The following is a 17,404-nucleotide window of genomic DNA, read 5'->3' on the forward strand; positions in this document are numbered from 1 at the left end:
GTCCCATCAACGACCCACTTCATAGAGTGAATCGAACATGAGCGCCAACGTCGACCTGAACAACCGACCCGACTACGACCAGGTCCTGCAGGATATTGCCGACTACGTTCTGAACTACAAGATTGAGTCCGCGCAAGCGCTGGACACCGCGCGCAACTGCCTGATCGATACCTTGGGTTGCGGCTTGCTGGCCCTGCGTTTTCCCGAGTGCACCAAGCATTTGGGGCCCGTGGTAGAAGGTACTGTCGTGCCGTTCGGCGCCCGGGTACCGGGGACCAGTTACCGACTCGATCCGGTGAAGGCGGCGTGGGACATCGGCTGCATTGTGCGCTGGCTCGACTACAACGACACCTGGCTCGCGGCCGAGTGGGGGCATCCGTCGGACAACCTCGGCGGTATTCTCGCGGTAGCCGACCATTTATCACAAAAGCACCTGGCTAATGGCGTGGCACCGCTGACCGTGCGTACAGTGCTTGAAGCGATGATCATGGCCCATGAGATTCAGGGCGTGATCGCGCTGGAAAACTCGTTCAATCGTGTCGGCCTCGATCACGTCATCCTGGTGAAGGTCGCCTCGACTGCGATCACCGCCAAACTGATGGGCGCCAATCGCGAGCAGTTGTTGTCGGCGTTGTCCCACGCTTTTGCTGACGGTCAGGCGTTGCGCACGTATCGGCATGCGCCGAATGCCGGATCGCGAAAGTCCTGGGCAGCAGGTGATGCATCCAGCCGTGGCGTGCGCCTGGCTGACATCGCGATGCGCGGCGAGATGGGCATCCCCGGCGTATTGAGTGCCAAGCAGTGGGGTTTTTACGACGTACTGTTCAGCCACACTAATAGCGATCTGGCACTCAAGCCTGAAGACAAGCGCGGGTTCAGTTTCTCGCGGCCGTACGGCAGTTATGTGATGGAAAATGTGCTGTTCAAGATCAGTTTCCCGGCCGAGTTTCACGCGCAAACCGCGTGTGAAGCGGCGGTGATCCTGCATCCGCAAGTGCGCAATCGTCTGCACGAAATCGACCGGATCGTCATCACCACTCATGAGTCAGCGATTCGCATCATTTCCAAGGTCGGTCCGCTGGCCAATGCCGCCGACCGCGATCACTGCATCCAGTACATGACCGCCGTGCCGCTGGCCTTCGGCAACCTGGTTGCGGAGTACTACGAAGACGATTTTCACCAGGCGCATCCGATCATCGATGTGCTGCGCGAGAAAATGGTCATCGTCGAAGAGCCGCGCTACACCCGTGAATATCTGGAGGCCGACAAGCGCTCGATTGCCAATGCGGTGCAGGTGTTTTTCAAGGACGGTTCGAGCACGGAAAACGTCGTCGTGGAATACCCGATTGGGCATCGTAGGCGTCGGGCTGAAGGTATTCCGTTGCTGGAGGAGAAATTCAGGGCGAACTTGCTGACACGATTCGCGGGTCAGCGCAGCGAGGAGATTTTCGCGCTGTGCAAGGATCAGCAAAAACTTGAGGCGACACCGGTGAACCGGTTTGTGGATTTGTTTGTTATCTAGGAGACCGCGTTATCGTTCTTCGCGAGCAAGTCGGATCGCCGCACCGCCGCTCCCACATTGGATCTACAGTGCGCACAAAATTTGTGTACGGCGCAAATCCAGTGTGGGAGCGGGCTTGCTCGCGAAAGCGGTAGCTCAGGCACCGAAAAACTATTTGAACCGCCGCTCCACACCTTTCTCCACGAGAATCTTCGCGGAGATTTCTTCCACGGAAAAATGCGTGGAGTTGATGTGCGGGATGTTTGCGCGGCGGAACAGGTTCTCGACCTCGCGCACTTCGAACTCGCACTGGGCGTAGCTCGAATAGCGGCTGTTGGGTTTGCGCTCGTTGCGGATCGCGGTGAGGCGGTCCGGGTCGATGGTCAGGCCGAACAGCTTGTGCTGGTGGGCGCGCAGGGCGGACGGCAGTTGCAGGCGTTCCATGTCGTCTTCGGTCAGCGGGTAGTTGGCTGCGCGGATACCGAATTGCATGGCCATGTACAGGCACGTCGGCGTCTTACCACATCGCGACACGCCCACTAGTATCAGGTCGGCCTTGTCGTAATAGTGCGTGCGGGCGCCGTCGTCGTTGTCGAGGGCGAAGTTCACCGCTTCGATACGCTCCATGTAATTGGTGTTGGAGCCGATGGAGTGGGATTTGCCCACGGTGTAGGAAGAATGCTCGGTCAGTTCCTGTTCAAGCGGTGCCAGGAACGTCGAGAAAATGTCGATCATGAAACCATTCGAGGTTGCGAGAATCTCACGAATGTCCTGATTGACGATGGTGTCGAAGATAATCGGACGGAAGCCGTCTGTTTCGGCGGCTTTGTTGATTTGTTGTACCATGGCCCGCGCTTTGTCCACGTTGTCGATGTACGGCCGCGTGACTTTGCTGAAGGTAATGTTTTCGAACTGCGCCAAAAGGCTTTGACCCAGGGTTTCGGCGGTAATGCCGGTACCATCGGAGATAAAGAAAGCAGATCGTTTCATTTGCACCTTGGGCCTTAAGCTAGTGACGAATCTTGGATATGATAGGCGCGGTTTGCCGGCCGCCATTGGCCCGCATTCTCACTTATTTTCCAGGTCCAGGCCATATAGCCGGTAAACGCTCCCCCGAGCAGCCGGTTTTGAGCTTTTCCAACACAGTTAGTGGAGAGATCACCTTGGTAGAGTACGTAGTTTCCCTCGATAAGCTCGGCGTCCATGATGTAGAGCATGTGGGGGGCAAGAACGCATCCCTCGGCGAGATGATCAGCAATCTGGCAGGCGCCGGTGTATCGGTGCCCGGTGGCTTCGCCACGACCGCTCAGGCTTATCGTGATTTCCTGGAGTTGAGCGGCCTGAACCAGCAGATTCATGACGCACTCGATGCCCTGGACGTCGATGACGTGAATGCCCTGGCCAAGACCGGTGCCCAGATCCGCCAATGGATCATGGAAGCCGAGTTCCCTGAAAAACTGAATGCCGAAATTCGTACCGCGTTCGCCACGCTGTCCGCCGGCAACCCTGACATGGCCGTGGCCGTGCGTTCTTCGGCCACCGCCGAAGACTTGCCGGACGCATCCTTTGCCGGCCAGCAGGAAACCTTCCTGAACATCCGTGGTGTCGAAAACGTCATTCGCGCCGCCAAAGAGGTGTTCGCCTCGCTGTTCAACGACCGCGCCATTTCCTATCGCGTGCACCAGGGCTTCGACCACAAGCTGGTTGCCCTGTCTGCTGGCGTGCAGCGCATGGTTCGTTCCGAAACCGGCACCGCCGGCGTGATGTTCACCCTCGATACCGAGTCGGGCTTCCGTGACGTGGTGTTCATCACCGGCGCCTACGGCCTGGGTGAAACCGTCGTGCAAGGCGCGGTGAACCCGGATGAGTTCTACGTCCACAAGGGCACGCTGGCTGCCGGTCGTCCGGCCATCCTGCGTCGCAACCTGGGCAGCAAGGCCATCAAGATGATCTACGGCGACGAAGCCAAGGCCGGTCGTTCGGTGAAGACCGTCGACGTGGACAAGGCTGAGCGCGCGCGTTTCTGCCTGAGCGACGCCGAAGTCAGCGAGCTGGCCAAGCAGGCGATGATCATCGAGAAGCACTACAAGTGCCCGATGGACATCGAGTGGGCCAAGGACGGTGACGACGGCAAGCTGTACATCGTGCAGGCCCGTCCGGAAACCGTGAAGAGCCGCACCCAGGCCAACGTCATGGAACGTTACCTGCTGAAGGAAACCGGCACCGTGCTGGTGGAAGGCCGCGCCATCGGCCAGCGCATCGGCGCCGGCAAGGTCCGCATCATCAAGGACGTGTCCGAGATGGACAAGGTCCAGCCAGGCGACGTACTGGTTTCCGACATGACCGACCCGGACTGGGAACCGGTCATGAAGCGCGCCAGCGCGATCGTCACCAACCGTGGCGGCCGTACTTGCCACGCGGCGATCATCGCCCGTGAGCTGGGTATTCCAGCGGTAGTAGGTTGTGGCAACGCCACCCAACTGTTGAAAGACGGCCAGGGCGTGACCGTTTCCTGCGCTGAAGGCGACACCGGTTTCATCTTCGAAGGCGAACTGGGCTTCGACATCAAGAAGAACTCCGTGGACGCCATGCCGGAGCTGCCGTTCAAGATCATGATGAACGTCGGCAACCCGGATCGCGCCTTCGACTTCGCGCAGCTGCCGAACGCCGGTGTGGGCTTGGCCCGTCTGGAGTTCATCATCAACCGCATGATTGGCGTGCACCCCAAGGCACTGCTGAACTACGACGGTCTGCCACTGGACATCAAGGAAAGCGTCGACAAGCGTATCGCCGGTTACGACGATCCGGTCGGCTTCTATGTCGAGAAACTGGTCGAAGGCATCAGCACCCTGGCTGCAGCTTTCTGGCCGAAGAAAGTCATCGTGCGCCTGTCGGACTTCAAGTCCAACGAATACGCCAACCTGATCGGCGGCAAGCTGTACGAGCCGGAAGAAGAGAACCCGATGCTGGGCTTCCGCGGTGCGTCGCGTTACATCAGCGAATCGTTCCGCGACTGCTTCGAACTCGAATGCCGTGCTCTGAAGCGTGTGCGCAACGAGATGGGCCTGACCAACGTCGAAATCATGGTGCCGTTCGTCCGTACCCTGGGCGAAGCGAGCCAAGTGGTCGATCTGCTGGCGGAAAACGGCCTGGCCCGTGGCCAGAACGGTCTGCGCGTGATCATGATGTGCGAACTGCCGTCCAACGCCATCCTGGCTGAAGAATTCCTCGAGTTCTTCGACGGTTTCTCCATCGGCTCCAACGACCTGACCCAGCTGACCCTGGGCCTGGACCGTGACTCCGGGATCATTGCGCACCTGTTCGACGAGCGTAATCCGGCGGTGAAGAAGCTGTTGGCCAATGCCATTGCCGCGTGCAACAAGGCCGGCAAATACATCGGCATCTGCGGTCAGGGTCCTTCGGACCACCCGGACCTGGCCAAGTGGCTGATGGAGCAGGGCATTGAAAGCGTTTCGTTGAACCCGGACTCCGTACTGGAAACCTGGTTCTTCCTGGCGGAAGGTCAAGCTTCGGCCTGATCCGGTGTAAACGGGCCGTGCCTTTGTAGGAGCGAGCTTGCTCGCGATGGACGCCAACGATAACGCGTTTATGCTGGATAAACGTGGTGTCCTGAAGTTCTTCGCGAGCAGGGCTCGCTCCTGCAGGGAGCGGTCTTTGAGATTCAAGCAGGGCGGGCTCCATCCGGATGCCGCCCTTTTTTGTGCAAGAGATTATGCAAAGCAGCAGCAACCTATTTCCTGTCGCTTTGATCAGCGCCGAACGACGCGGCGATCTGAGCGAAGATGTGTATCGTTTGAAACCCGGTAACAGCCCCGACTTCACCGTCGAACTGGCTGTGACACGCCTTGGTATGGCCGATGAGTCGTCCTCCCGTGGCGTGCCGGTGATCCTGCTGCACGGCAGCTTTTCCAATCGACGGTTCTGGTTTTCCCCCAAGGGCCTGGGATTGGGCGCTTACCTGGCCCGCCTGGGATTCGACGTCTGGATTCCGGAAATGCGCGGTCACGGCCTGTCCCAGCGTAACCACGACTACCGCAAGAACCGTGTCGCCGACTACGCACGCTATGACCTGCCGGCCATTGGCGCGTTCGTGCGTGAACAGAGCGGGCAGGTGCCGCACTGGATCGGTCACTCGCTGGGTGGTACTACACTGGCCGCAGCGCTGGGTGGCGAGTACATCGGTGAGCAGGTCGTGGCCTCGGCGGCGTTTTTCGGTACACAAGTCAGCCGCACCTACTGGCCATTGAAGATTCCGCCGGTGGAGTGGAGCGGCCGCTTTATTCTCAAGCGTTTTGCCCAGTTGTCCGGCTCAAGGCTCAAGCGCGGCCCGGAGGACGAACCGATTGGCCTGGCCCTGGAAAGCATGCGCTGGTTTGGCTTGTTCGGGCGCTTCGGCGATGCCGACAAGGACTGGTGGGCAGGCCTGGCCGAGGTCAAGTTGCCCGTACTGGCGGTCAGTGCCGCGGGTGATCATCAGGACCCGGCCTGGGCGTGTCGCAAGTTGTTCGATCAGGTCGGTTCGCAGCACAAGCAATTCATCAATCTGGGGCGCGAGCAGGGCTTCGGCGACAATTTCGGTCACGTGGAAATGCTCGTCAGCAAGGCAGCCCAGGCTGAAGTCTGGCCATTGGTGACTCGCTGGTTGGCCGATCAGCAGACGCCTTTGCCGGGAGCGCAACAGGATTTTGCCGCGGCAATCTGAACCTGACGCTCTAACAAGGGCATTTCGCTCTGATCGGCTTGCGGCTAAGATATGACGCATTGAGCTGTTCCGGTCACTTTCCGTGACTGAGTCATCACTGATGTTCGTGCTGTCTTCCTCTTTACAGGAGTTTCTCGATGATCCATTACCTCACGCCTGACCTGTGCGACGCCTATCCGGAACTGGTGCAGGTGCTGGAACCGATGTTCAGCAATTTCGGCGGCCGTGATTCGTTCGGTGGCGAAATCGTGACCATCAAGTGCTTCGAAGACAACTCGCGGGTCAAGGAGCAAGTCGAGCTCAAGGGGAATGGCAAAGTGCTGGTGGTAGACGGTGGCGGTTCCCTGCGTCATGCGTTGCTGGGTGACATGCTGGCCGAGAAAGCCGCGAAAAACGGTTGGGAAGGGCTGGTGATCTACGGTTGCATCCGTGACGTCGATATCATCGCACAGACCGATCTGGGCGTTCAGGCCCTCGCCAGCCACCCGAGAAAATCCGACAGGCGCGGGCTCGGCGATCTCAACGTTGCCGTGACCTTCGCCGGCGTGACCTTCCAACCGGGCCATTACATCTATGCGGACAACAATGGCGTAATCATCTCGCCCAGCCCGCTGAAAATGCCTGAATAAAGCGCTGATCGACTAAAGGAGTGCGGATGTTCGAGGAAGAAAACGCGCAATGGGGGCTGGTGCATGCCCTGGTGCTGGACGGTAGAGGCGGCGCGCGTTCGATTGCCCGGACTGAACTCGATGACTTGCAGCTGCAGGCCCATGAGAGCCTGTGGCTGCACTGGGATCGCAGTCATCCGCAAACCCGGACCTGGTTACGCAAATCCAGCGGTCTGAGCGAGTTCAGCTGTGACCTGTTACTCGAAGAAAACACCCGTCCGCGACTTTTGCAGCTTTCGGACAGCGAACTGCTGCTATTTTTGCGCGGGGTCAATCTGAACCCCGGTGCCGAACCGGAAGACATGGTGTCGGTGCGGATCTTCGGCTCTGCCCAACGTGTCATTTCCCTGCGTTTGCGTCCGTTGCGTGCCACTGAAGAGTTGCTGGTGCAACTGTCCGAAGGCAAGGGACCGAAAACAGCCTCCGAACTCATCCTTTGCATGGCGCAGTACCTCACCAACAAGGTGCAGGATCTGGTCAGTGACCTCTCGGAAGTGGTCGATGAGGAAGAAGAAAAGCTGGATGCCGACGAACGGTATACTCCTGAGCACGGATCGGTTTTGCAGATTCGTCGCCGGGCGGCTGCGTTGAAGCGTTTTCTCGCTCCGCAGCGGGACATTTTCGGTCAACTGACGCGGATCAAATTGCCCTGGTTTGTCGAGGACGATGGCGATTACTGGAACGAATTGAACAATAGCCTGACCCGTTATCTCGAAGAGCTCGAGTTGACCCGGGAGCGCGTGGGGCTTGTGCTGGAGGCGGAAGACCGGCGATTGAGCCTGCGCATGAGTCGCACGATGTATCGCTTCGGTGTCATCACCGGGATCTTTTTGCCAATGAGTTTTCTGACCGGGCTTTTGGGGATCAACGTCGGTGGCATTCCATTCTCTGCGAGCCCGTATGGTTTCCTGATCGCTTGCCTTTTGGTGGTCTCGGTGGCGTTGGGGCAGTGGTGGTTGTACCGACGTTTGCGCTGGGTCTGACGGACAGTCATGTGACCCGACCAATTTTCACCGCGTCTTTCACAGACATCACGAGAGGTGCGTATGCACGATCCGTTTGAACAGTCTTTACGCGACATGCTCAAGGCCTCACCGTCCACCCGGGACGACGATGCGTGCCTTGGGCGCGTGCTGAAAACCGCCAACCGTCAGGTCGGCGCCGGTGATTTGTTCAGCCTGCTGGGGCGCTGGCTGCCCGCACTGATGATCGCCCTGAATAACGGATCGGCCCATGTCGCGCCGGTATCCCGTCTTCGTAAACCTGCTGCCCGCACTGCTGATAAGGCTGATTGAATATGGAACTTGATCTCTGGACTCAGAGCCTCGTCACTGCAATGACTGCGTTGTGGACCAAGGTTGCGAACTTCATTCCGAACCTGTTCGGCGCACTGGTTGTGCTGCTGCTGGGTTTTGTCGTGGCCAAGCTGCTCGACACCTTGCTCTCCAAGTTGCTCGCCAAACTGGGCCTTGACCGCTTGATGGGGGGCACCGGCCTGACCAAATTGCTGTCCCGTGCTGGATTGCAAGTTCCTATTTCGACCCTGATCGGCAAGATCGTCTATTGGTTCGTTCTGCTCATTTTTCTGGTTTCTGCCGCAGAATCCCTTGGACTTGAGCGAGTTTCAGCTACGCTGGATATGCTTGCGTTGTATTTGCCGAAGGTATTCGGCGCGGCGCTGGTGTTGCTGGTAGGTGTCTTGCTGGCGCAACTGGCCAACGGGCTGGTGCGGGGAGCGGCAGAAGGCGTAGGTCTGGACTATGCTTCTGGGCTTGGACGAATTGCCCAGGGCCTGGTGATCATCATCAGTATTTCGGTTGCGATCAGCCAGTTGGAGGTCAAGACTGACTTGCTGAACCATGTGATCGTGATTGTGTTGATAACCGTTGGTCTGGCGGTAGCGCTGGCCATGGGGTTGGGAAGCCGGGAAATTGCCGGCCAGATTCTTGCGGGAATCTACGTGCGTGAGCTGTACCAGGTTGGGCAACAAGTGCGTGTTGGCGAGGTCGAAGGCCAGATCGAAGAGATCGGCACGGTTAAAACCACATTGCTGACCGATGAAGGTGAGCTAGTCTCTCTTTCCAATCGGATCCTCCTTGAGCAGCATGTGAGTAGCCGCTAACCCGGCAAACCCTGCTAATGTATGCCGCCGCAAAATGCCTGCTGAAGCTGGCTGCGGCGGACATTGACCTGACTGTCGGCCCGACTTGTTTTGAATAAAGCCCAATCGCTATCCATGCGCTACGACCCCCGCGAGCTCTCTGATGAGGAGTTGGTCGCGCGCTCGCATTCCGAGCTGTTTCACGTAACACGCGCCTATGAAGAACTGATGCGGCGTTACCAGCGGACATTATTTAATGTGTGTGCACGATATCTCGGGAACGATCGCGACGCAGACGATGTCTGTCAGGAGGTCATGTTAAAGGTGCTGTATGGCCTGAAGAACTTCGAAGGTAAATCGAAGTTCAAGACATGGCTATATAGCATCACGTACAACGAGTGCATCACACAGTATCGCAAGGAACGGCGAAAGCGTCGCTTGATGGACGCTTTGAGTCTTGACCCCCTCGAGGAAGCGTCCGAAGAAAAGACGCCGAAACCTGAGGAAAAGGGCGGACTTGATCGCTGGTTGGTGTATGTGAACCCGATTGACCGTGAAATTCTGGTGCTACGATTTGTCGCAGAGCTGGAGTTTCAGGAAATCGCAGACATCATGCATATGGGTTTGAGTGCAACAAAAATGCGGTACAAACGCGCTCTAGATAAATTGCGTGAGAAATTTGCAGGCATTGCTGAAACTTAGTTCAGCGCAAATATCTCTTACGTGTAGGCAAGTTCTGTTAGACTTGCCGCCGAGTTGTCCCCCGGTTTGCGGGACTGCTTCACAATCACCAGATGGGGATTTAACGGATGAAACTGAAAAACACCTTGGGCTTGGCCATTGGTACTCTTATTGCCGCTACTTCGTTCGGCGCATTGGCACAGGGCCAAGGCGCAGTTGAAATCGAAGGCTACGCAAAGAAGCAATATTTCGATAGCGACCGTAACTTCAAGAACGACGGCATCCTGCCGGGTGGTTCTATCGGTTACTTCCTGACTGACGACGTTGAACTGCGTCTGGCCTATGACGAAGTGCACAACGCCGTTACCAACGACGGCAAGAACGTAAAGGGCGCGAACACCGCTCTGGACGCTCTGTACCACTTCAACAACCCAGGTGACATGCTGCGTCCTTACGTCTCGGGCGGTTTCTCCGACCAGAGCATCGACCAGTTCGGTTCGAACAGCCGTGACCGTTCCACCTTCGCCAACGTTGGCGGCGGTGCCAAGCTGTACTTCACCGACAACTTCTACGCCCGTGCTGGCGTTGAAGCTCAGTACAACATCGACCAGGGCAACACCGAGTGGGCTCCTAGCGTCGGTGTCGGTGTAAACTTCGGCGGCGGCAGCAAGCCGGTTGCTCCAGCTCCAGTACCAGAAGTTTGCTCCGACAGCGACAACGATGGCGTTTGCGACAACGTTGACAAGTGCCCGGACACCCCGGCCAACGTAACTGTTGACGCTGATGGCTGCCCAGCTGTTGCTGAAGTCGTTCGTGTAGAGCTGGACGTGAAGTTCGACTTCGACAAGTCGGTAGTCAAGCCAAACAGCTACGGCGACATCAAGAACCTGGCTGACTTCATGACGCAGTATCCATCCACCACCACTACTGTTGAAGGTCACACTGACTCCGTCGGTCCTGACGCTTACAACCAGAAACTGTCCGAGCGTCGTGCAAACGCCGTTAAGCAAGTTCTGACCAACCAGTACGGTGTTGAGTCGTCCCGCGTTCAGTCCGTTGGCTACGGCGAATCCCGCCCAGTTGCTGACAACAAAACTGAAGCTGGTCGCGCTGTTAACCGTCGCGTAGAAGCGCAGGTTGAAGCTCAAGCTAAGTAATTAGCTCGCAGCTCTGAAAAGCCCGGCTCAGGCCGGGCTTTTCTTTGTCTGCGATTTGGTGAAACAGCTGAAACTACGCTGACTGATCTGCCGCCATCGCAGGTAAATCACGCTCCCAAAGGGATTGAGTTGCACAGGCTGCCACTGCACCGATCACCATTATGGCAGGGCTTTTCAGTTGGAATCTGTAGGCAGCTTCATCCATGTCTGTGAGAGTGCTCCGACATTCCCGTTGATGGGGTAAGGAGGCGTTTTCAATCATGGCCACGGGCGTATCCGTCGCCATGCCGCCGGCCAACAGCTGCTCACGGATTTCACCGAGCTTGGCCACTCCCATGTAAATCACCAACGTCGTTCCGCCTTGGGCCAGTGCCTGCCAATTCAATTGGCTGTCGTCCTGGGTGTGTGCGGTGACCAGCGTGACACCACGGGCGACACCGCGCAAAGTCAGCGGAATATCGCATTGCGTTGCCCCCGCCAGCCCGGCAGTGATGCCGTTGACCAACTCGGCTTCGACCCCGCGCTCACGCAGCCACTGCGCCTCTTCACCACCTCGGCCGAAAATGCACGGATCGCCGCCCTTGAGCCGCGCCACGCATTTGCCCTGCCGGGCATAACGAAGCATCAGGCGATGGATGAACGCTTGCGGGGTGGAGCGGCAGCCGCCGCGCTTGCCCACCGGGATGATCCGCGCCCCAGGGCAATGCTCGAGTACCGCGACATTGACCAGGTCATCGATCAGCACCACATCAGCCTCGCGCAAGGCGCGTACCGCTTTCAACGTGAGCAACTCCGGATCACCCGGGCCCGCACCTACCAGCCAGACTTTTGCACTCATAGTGTTTTCCTCACGAGAAGACGGTGACTGGTTGCGCCGTGGCAGCCAGCAGACGTTTGATTTCCGGAACGCAGGACCCGCATTGCGTGCCGCAACCCAGTTCTTGCTTGAGTCCCTGCAAGTCCAGGCCACGGCTGATGCCGGCGCAGATCGCGTTCTGGCCGACGTTCTTGCAATTGCACAGGATCTTGTTCGCGTTGACGGGCGCGTCCAGGTTGCCCGGTGGTGCGCTCAGCGGCGCAAGCAGCCAGCGCCGCAGTTGCTGGTCCGCGCGACCTTCGAGCCACAGCCCCTGCAACCAGTGCTGGGCAAGGGTTTCACCGGCCAATCGAATGGCAGTGATCCGGCCATTTTCGATTCGCACGCGCTTGCCAATGGCCCGTCGAGGGTCGTCGTAAGCCAGCACCGGGCCGTCATCGAGCGCCAGGTTTTTATCGATTTCGCTTAGCAGCTCTGCCGAAGGTGCTGAAGTATTGGCAGCCCGTACAAGCAGGGCAGGGCGCTCGCGACCAACAAGGCTGAGGCTGACGTAGGAAAACGCCTCACAGAGCGGCCGTAGCACCTCAAAATGCCGTTGAACATCGCCCTCGATCAGTGCGAACAGTTTCCAGGGCAAATCCACAGGATCCAGGCGAACACCGCTGTGTTTAAGTTCGGGCTGTTTCGACAAAGGATCGAATGCGGGCAGGGTGAGACTGTTCACCCCGCCCTTGAGAAAACGGTCACCCCAATGCATCGGCAAAAAGGCCTGGCCCGGGCGCACGCTGTCATCGCTGGTAACCGCGACGACGACCGCGCCGCGCCGGCTTTTCAGGCTGACCAGATCCCCCGGCTGCAGGCGATGGCGACGCAGTTCGTCCGGGTGCAGGCTCAACTCCGCTTCGCTGACATGGCCGAACAACTGCGCGGCGGTGCCGGTGCGGCTCATGCCGTGCCATTGATCGCGCAGGCGACCGGTGATCAGGGTCAGCGGGAAGCGTGCATCGCGTTGCTCTTTGGCGGCGCGGTATGGATCGGCCACGAACTGTGCGCGCCCATTGGCAGTGGCAAATTTCCCGTCGACGTAAAGCCGTGCCGTGCCTTCAACGGCACCCGCCGGGAAGGGCCACTGCTGCGGGCCGAGATGATCGATCAGCGCATGGCTGATACCGGACAGATCCAGGTCGCGACCGTGAGTCAGGTGTTTGTATTCGTCAAAGACCTGAGCGGGATTATCAAATTCAAACAGGCTGGTTTGGCCGGGACGCAGGTGTTTTTCCAGGCGTTGTGCGAAATCTACGGTGATTACCCAGTCCGGCCGCGCCTCACCCGGTGCGACGATTGCCTGGCGTACGTGGGAAATGCGCCGCTCGGAGTTGGTCACGCAACCTTCCTTTTCCCCCCAGCTGGCGGCGGGCAGCAGAAGGTCGGCGAACTTCGCGGTTTCAGTGGTGCTGAAGGCTTCCTGCAACACCACGAACGGGCAGGCTTGCAGGGCTTCGCGCACGGCCGTCTGGTCCGGCATGGATTGCGCGGGGTTGGTACAGGCGATCCACAACGCCTTGATCTTGCCGTTGCGCACTTGCTCGAACAGTTCGATCGCGCTGAGCCCGGGATTTTCCGGTAGTTGCTCGACGCCCCAGTAGGACGCCACTTGCTCACGGTGTTGCGGATTGGCGGCGTCACGGTGGCCGGGCAGCAGGTTGGACAAACTGCCGGTTTCCCGCCCGCCCATGGCATTTGGCTGACCGGTGAGGGAGAAAGGTCCGGCGCCGGGACGACCGATCTGCCCGGTGGCCAGGTGCAGGTTGATCAGTGCACTGTTTTTCGAGCTGCCGGCGGTGGACTGGTTAAGCCCCATGCACCACAGCGACAGAAAGCTCGGTGACGTGCCGATCCACTCGGCACATTGCTGCAATTGCCCGAGGCTGATTCCGCAGAGCTGCGAAACCATTTGCGGCGTGTAGTCACGCACCAGGTTTTTCAGCTCGGCCAGGCCTTCGGTGTGGTCCCGGATGAAGTCACGATCGATCCAGTCTTCCCACAGCAGCAGATGCAAAATCCCATGGAACAAGGCGACATCGGTGCCAGGCAAGATCGCCAGGTGCAGGTCAGCCAGATCGCAGGTATCTGTGCGACGTGGGTCAATGACGATGACCTTCATCTGCGGCCGGCGGGATTTGGCGGCTTCCAGCCGGCGAAACAGCACCGGGTGGGCGTAGGCCATGTTGCTGCCGACGATCATCATGCAATCGCTCAGCTCCAGGTCTTCGTAGCTGCAGGGCGGGGCGTCGGCACCCAGGCTGCGCTTGTAGCCGACTACTGCCGAGGACATGCACAGGCGCGAATTGCTGTCGATGTTGTTGGTGCCTACCAGGGCACGTGCCAGCTTGTTGAAGGCGTAGTAGTCCTCGGTCAACAGTTGCCCGGAAATGTAGAACGCGACGCTGTCCGGGCCATGTTCGGCAATGGTCGCGGCAAACACGCTGGTAGCGTGATCGAGGGCGGTATCCCAGTCGGTACGGTGGCGGGCCAGGCCTTTACCAAGGCGCAGTTCGGGGTAGAGCGCCCGTGCCGTCAAGTCGCCGGTCAGGTGCAGGGTCGAGCCCTTGCTGCACAGTTTGCCGAAATTGGCCGGGTGCGTCGGATCGCCGCTGACGCCGAGGATGCGCGAGCCGTCGTGCTCGATCAGCACGCCGCAGCCGACCCCGCAGTAACAGCAGGTGGATGCAGTGATCTGGCGGTCCATCAGCCTGCATCCCGCAGGGCCAGCATCACCCGGCCATTTTCCACCCGGGCGAGATGGTGATGGGCACAGCCGATGTCCGGGGCCAGGGCTTCGCCGCTTTCCAGGTCGATTTGCCAGTTGTGCAACGGGCAGGCCACCCGCTTGCCGTAGACCAGGCCTTGGGACAACGGGCCGCCCTTGTGCGGGCAGCGGTCGTCAAGGGCGAACACTTCGTCGTCGCTGGTACGAAAAATCGCGATGTCTCCCTTTGGCCCGGCGATGATCCGCGAGCCCAGGGCATTGATCTCTTCCAGTGCGCAGATATCCAGCCAGTTCATGCCAGCACCTCCAGGTTTTTCACGGGGATGACATCGAATTCTTTTTTCAGCTGTGGCTGTTCCAGGCGTTCCTTCCACGGGTCCTGTTCGAACGACAGGGAGAATTGCAGGCGATCGTTGAGCGCCTTGCGCCGCTCCGGATCTTCCAGCACGGCTTTCTTGATGTGTTCCATGCCGACCCGTTGCAGGTAGTGCACGGTGCGTTCGAGGTAGAAGGCTTCTTCGCGATAGAGCTGCAGGAATGCACCGTTGTATTCGCGCACTTCTTCGGCGGTTTTCAGTTTGACGAAGAATTCCGCGACTTCGGTCTTGATCCCGCCGTTGCCACCGATGTACATCTCCCAACCGGAGTCCACACCGATAATTCCCACATCCTTGATACCGGCTTCCGAGCAGTTGCGCGGGCAACCGGAGACAGCCAGCTTCACCTTGTGCGGCGACCACATGTTGAACAGGTCATGTTCCAGCTCGATGCCAAGTTGTGTGGAGTTCTGGGTGCCAAAGCGGCAGAACTCGCTGCCGACGCAGGTTTTCACCGTGCGGATGGATTTGCCATAGGCGTGGCCGGACGGCATGTCCAGGTCTTTCCACACCCCCGGCAGGTCTTGCTTGCGAATGCCCAGCAAGTCGATGCGCTGGCCACCGGTGACCTTGACCATCGGCACGTTGTACTTGTCGGCGACGTCGGCAATGCGCCGCAGCTCTGAAGGATTGGTCACACCGCCCCACATCCGCGGGACTACCGAGTAGGTGCCGTCTTTCTGAATATTGGCGTGGGCGCGTTCGTTGATCAGGCGAGATTGCGGATCGTCCTTGGCTTCCCCTGGCCAGGTGGAAATCAGGTAGTAGTTGAGCGCCGGCCGGCAGGTGGCGCAGCCGTTGGGTGTGCGCCAGTTCAGGTAGCTCATGGTGCCGGCGATGGTCAGCAGGTGCTGCTCGCGGATGGCCTGGCGGATTTGCCCGTGGTTGAGGTCGCTGCAGCCGCAGATGGCCTTTTCGCTTTTCGGTTTGACGTCCGCCGCGCCGCCCACGGTGTTGATCAGGATCTGTTCGACGAGGCCGGCGCAGGAGCCGCAGGAGCTGGCAGCCTTGGTGTGTTTCTTGACGTCGTCGACACTGAACAGTCCGTGTTCCTGAATGGCCTTGACGATGGTGCCCTTGCACACACCGTTGCAGCCGCAGACTTCGGCGGTGTCGGCCATGCTCATGGCTTTGTCCTGGCCCTGATGTCCTACGTCACCAAGCGCATTTTCACCGAACATCAGGTGATCGCGAATTTCGCCGATGGCGTGATTCTCACGGATCTGCCGGAAATACCAGCCGCCGTCTGCCGTATCGCCGTACAGGCAGGCGCCGACCAGCACGTCATCCTTGATCACCAGTTTCTTGTAGACCCCGCCAATCGGGTCCGAGAGGGTGATGGTCTCGGTGCCTTCGCCGCCCATGAAGTCGCCGGCGGAGAACAGGTCGATGCCGGTAACCTTCAATTTGGTCGAGGTCACCGAACCCTTGTAGGTGGCAAAACCCAGTTGGGCGAGGTGGTTGGCGCAGACCTTGGCCTGTTCGAACAGCGGCGCCACCAAGCCATAGGCGATGCCGCGGTGGCTGGCACACTCGCCGATGGCATAGATCCGTGGGTCGTAGGTTTGCAGTGTGTCGTTGACCAGAATCCCGCGGCTGCACGGAATGCCGGATTTCTCCGCCAGTTCGGTATTGGGGCGAATGCCGGCGGCCATCACCACCAGGTCGGCGGGGATGATGTCGCCGTTCTTGAATTGCACCGAACCGACCCGGCCGTTGCCCGCGTCATGCAAGGCCTGGGTCTGCTCGCACAGGCGAAAGTGCAGGCCGCGAGATTCCAGCGCGCTTTGCAGCAGCTGGCCGCTGGTCTTGTCCAGTTGCCGTTCCAGCAGCCACTCGCCGATGTGCACCACGGTCACGTGCATGCCCCGCAGCATCAGGCCGTTGGCGGCTTCCAGGCCGAGCAGGCCGCCACCGATCACCACGGCGTGCCGATGGGTTTTCGCGGTGTCGATCATGGCCTGGGTGTCGGCGATGTCGCGGTAGCCGATCACGCCTTCAAGGGTGTTGCCGGGAATGGGCAGGATGAAAGGCGTCGAGCCGGTGGCGATCAGCAGGCGATCGTATTCGGCTTCGCTGCCGTCTTCGGCAATGACCCGGCGCTTGACCCGGTCGATCTCCACCACCTTGCGGTTGAGCAGCAGTTTGATGTTGTTTTCCAGGTACCAGTCCAGGTCGTTGAGCACGATCTCTTCGAAGGTCTGTTCGCCCGCCAGCACCGGCGACAACAGGATGCGGTTGTAGTTGGTGTGCGGTTCGGCGCCGAAGACCGTGATGTCGTACAGCTCAGTGCTCAGTTTGAGCAGCTCTTCCAGGGTCCGGACCCCGGCCATGCCGTTGCCGATCATCACCAGTTTTAGTTTTTTCATCAGGTTCTCCGGGGAGCTCAGGCCTGCCTCATCAGGGTTCAGGCCATGCTCGACAAATTTTGCGCAAACAAAAAAAGGCGTCCCGCTAGTTGCCTAGCGAGGACGCCTTTGTCCTGGTCCCGTTCTCTCGGGAAGTGCAACCTTCGTCGTTGAAGCCTGCGCTGTATGTCTGTTGCAAGAGGTAATGCAGCGGTTATGCCAAGTCGCTCAAATCCCGTGTTTGTTGGCTTTTTCCCCGTT

The 17,404-nt window shown here is 59.1% G+C and carries 14 protein-coding genes; 9 read left to right on the top strand and 5 right to left on the bottom strand.

Going from position 1 to position 17,404, the window contains the following annotated elements:
• Positions 1-37: 37 nt before the first annotated feature.
• Entirely contained in the window at positions 38-1,522 is a 1,485-nt protein-coding gene (gene prpD / locus AC3IT6_RS08790) for a 2-methylcitrate dehydratase (RefSeq protein ID WP_489354913.1), read from the top strand.
• 150 nt (positions 1,523-1,672) lie between these two features.
• Here the strand turns inward: prpD and ppsR are convergent, their stop codons facing one another.
• A complete protein-coding gene (gene ppsR, locus AC3IT6_RS08795) occupies positions 1,673-2,491 on the bottom strand; it encodes a posphoenolpyruvate synthetase regulatory kinase/phosphorylase PpsR (protein WP_150724649.1) in 819 nt (272 codons plus the stop codon).
• Positions 2,492-2,664: 173 nt separating this feature from the next.
• Here ppsR and ppsA point away from each other — a divergent pair, with 173 nt between their 5' ends.
• The 8 genes from ppsA to AC3IT6_RS08835 all read left to right on the top strand — a co-directional run bounded on the left by ppsA (position 2,665) and on the right by AC3IT6_RS08835 (position 10,831).
• Entirely contained in the window at positions 2,665-5,040 is a 2,376-nt protein-coding gene (ppsA, locus tag AC3IT6_RS08800) for a phosphoenolpyruvate synthase (RefSeq protein ID WP_223448265.1), read from the top strand.
• Between the two features lie 194 nt (positions 5,041-5,234).
• Positions 5,235-6,224: an alpha/beta fold hydrolase gene (locus tag AC3IT6_RS08805; RefSeq protein ID WP_489354914.1), complete on the top strand. Its 990-nt coding sequence runs from the start codon at positions 5,235-5,237 to the stop codon at positions 6,222-6,224.
• Positions 6,225-6,364: 140 nt separating this feature from the next.
• A complete protein-coding gene (rraA, locus tag AC3IT6_RS08810; protein ID WP_489356505.1) occupies positions 6,365-6,853 on the top strand; it encodes a ribonuclease E activity regulator RraA in 489 nt (162 codons plus the stop codon).
• Positions 6,854-6,879: 26 nt separating this feature from the next.
• The gene (locus tag AC3IT6_RS08815) at positions 6,880-7,875 is read left to right on the top strand and encodes a zinc transporter ZntB (protein WP_489354915.1); all 996 of its coding nucleotides are present in this window, start codon (positions 6,880-6,882) and stop codon (positions 7,873-7,875) included.
• A 63-nt stretch (positions 7,876-7,938) separates the two neighbouring features.
• Positions 7,939-8,187 carry a hypothetical protein gene (locus AC3IT6_RS08820; protein ID WP_007996720.1) on the top strand — a complete coding sequence of 83 codons (249 nt, stop codon included), beginning with the start codon at positions 7,939-7,941 and terminating at the stop codon, positions 8,185-8,187.
• 2 nt (positions 8,188-8,189) lie between these two features.
• Entirely contained in the window at positions 8,190-9,014 is an 825-nt protein-coding gene (locus AC3IT6_RS08825; protein WP_008048604.1) for a mechanosensitive ion channel family protein, read from the top strand.
• A 90-nt stretch (positions 9,015-9,104) separates the two neighbouring features.
• Positions 9,105-9,695: an RNA polymerase sigma factor SigX gene (gene sigX, locus AC3IT6_RS08830; protein ID WP_095945166.1), complete on the top strand. Its 591-nt coding sequence runs from the start codon at positions 9,105-9,107 to the stop codon at positions 9,693-9,695.
• A 107-nt stretch (positions 9,696-9,802) separates the two neighbouring features.
• Complete coding sequence (locus AC3IT6_RS08835) at positions 9,803-10,831, top strand: OmpA family protein (RefSeq protein WP_150724654.1); 1,029 nt, start codon at positions 9,803-9,805, stop codon at positions 10,829-10,831.
• Positions 10,832-10,904: 73 nt separating this feature from the next.
• On the opposite strand, the gene cobA is transcribed toward AC3IT6_RS08835, so the two are convergent.
• The 4 genes from cobA to nirB are packed head-to-tail and all read right to left on the bottom strand — an operon-like array spanning position 10,905 to position 17,164.
• Entirely contained in the window at positions 10,905-11,669 is a 765-nt protein-coding gene (gene cobA, locus AC3IT6_RS08840; RefSeq protein WP_489272707.1) for a uroporphyrinogen-III C-methyltransferase, read from the bottom strand.
• A 10-nt stretch (positions 11,670-11,679) separates the two neighbouring features.
• Positions 11,680-14,397, bottom strand: a complete 2,718-nt coding sequence (locus tag AC3IT6_RS08845) for a nitrate reductase (protein WP_489354916.1) — start codon at positions 14,395-14,397, stop codon at positions 11,680-11,682.
• Positions 14,397-14,714: a nitrite reductase small subunit NirD gene (gene nirD / locus AC3IT6_RS08850; protein ID WP_046042889.1), complete on the bottom strand. Its 318-nt coding sequence runs from the start codon at positions 14,712-14,714 to the stop codon at positions 14,397-14,399. The genes AC3IT6_RS08845 and nirD overlap by 1 nt, the downstream gene beginning before the upstream one ends.
• On the bottom strand, positions 14,711-17,164 hold the full coding sequence (gene nirB, locus AC3IT6_RS08855; protein WP_151213285.1) for a nitrite reductase large subunit NirB: 2,454 nt from the start codon (positions 17,162-17,164) through the stop codon (positions 14,711-14,713). Before nirB ends, nirD begins: the two co-directional genes overlap by 4 nt.
• Positions 17,165-17,404 lie beyond the last annotated feature (240 nt).

The sequence above is a fragment of the Pseudomonas sp. KH_017 genome, from assembly GCF_057840285.1.

Coding starts and splice junctions, on each gene's coding strand:
- AC3IT6_RS08820 (WP_007996720.1), top strand. CDS start 7,939: ATGCACGATCCGTTTGAACAGTCTTTACGCGACATGCTCAAGGCCTCA.
- ppsR (WP_150724649.1), bottom strand. CDS start 2,491: ATGAAACGATCTGCTTTCTTTATCTCCGATGGTACCGGCATTACCGCC.
- nirD (WP_046042889.1), bottom strand. CDS start 14,714: ATGAACTGGCTGGATATCTGCGCACTGGAAGAGATCAATGCCCTGGGC.
- prpD (WP_489354913.1), top strand. CDS start 38: ATGAGCGCCAACGTCGACCTGAACAACCGACCCGACTACGACCAGGTC.
- nirB (WP_151213285.1), bottom strand. CDS start 17,164: ATGAAAAAACTAAAACTGGTGATGATCGGCAACGGCATGGCCGGGGTC.
- AC3IT6_RS08805 (WP_489354914.1), top strand. CDS start 5,235: ATGCAAAGCAGCAGCAACCTATTTCCTGTCGCTTTGATCAGCGCCGAA.
- AC3IT6_RS08845 (WP_489354916.1), bottom strand. CDS start 14,397: ATGGACCGCCAGATCACTGCATCCACCTGCTGTTACTGCGGGGTCGGC.
- cobA (WP_489272707.1), bottom strand. CDS start 11,669: ATGAGTGCAAAAGTCTGGCTGGTAGGTGCGGGCCCGGGTGATCCGGAG.
- AC3IT6_RS08815 (WP_489354915.1), top strand. CDS start 6,880: ATGTTCGAGGAAGAAAACGCGCAATGGGGGCTGGTGCATGCCCTGGTG.
- AC3IT6_RS08835 (WP_150724654.1), top strand. CDS start 9,803: ATGAAACTGAAAAACACCTTGGGCTTGGCCATTGGTACTCTTATTGCC.
- AC3IT6_RS08825 (WP_008048604.1), top strand. CDS start 8,190: ATGGAACTTGATCTCTGGACTCAGAGCCTCGTCACTGCAATGACTGCG.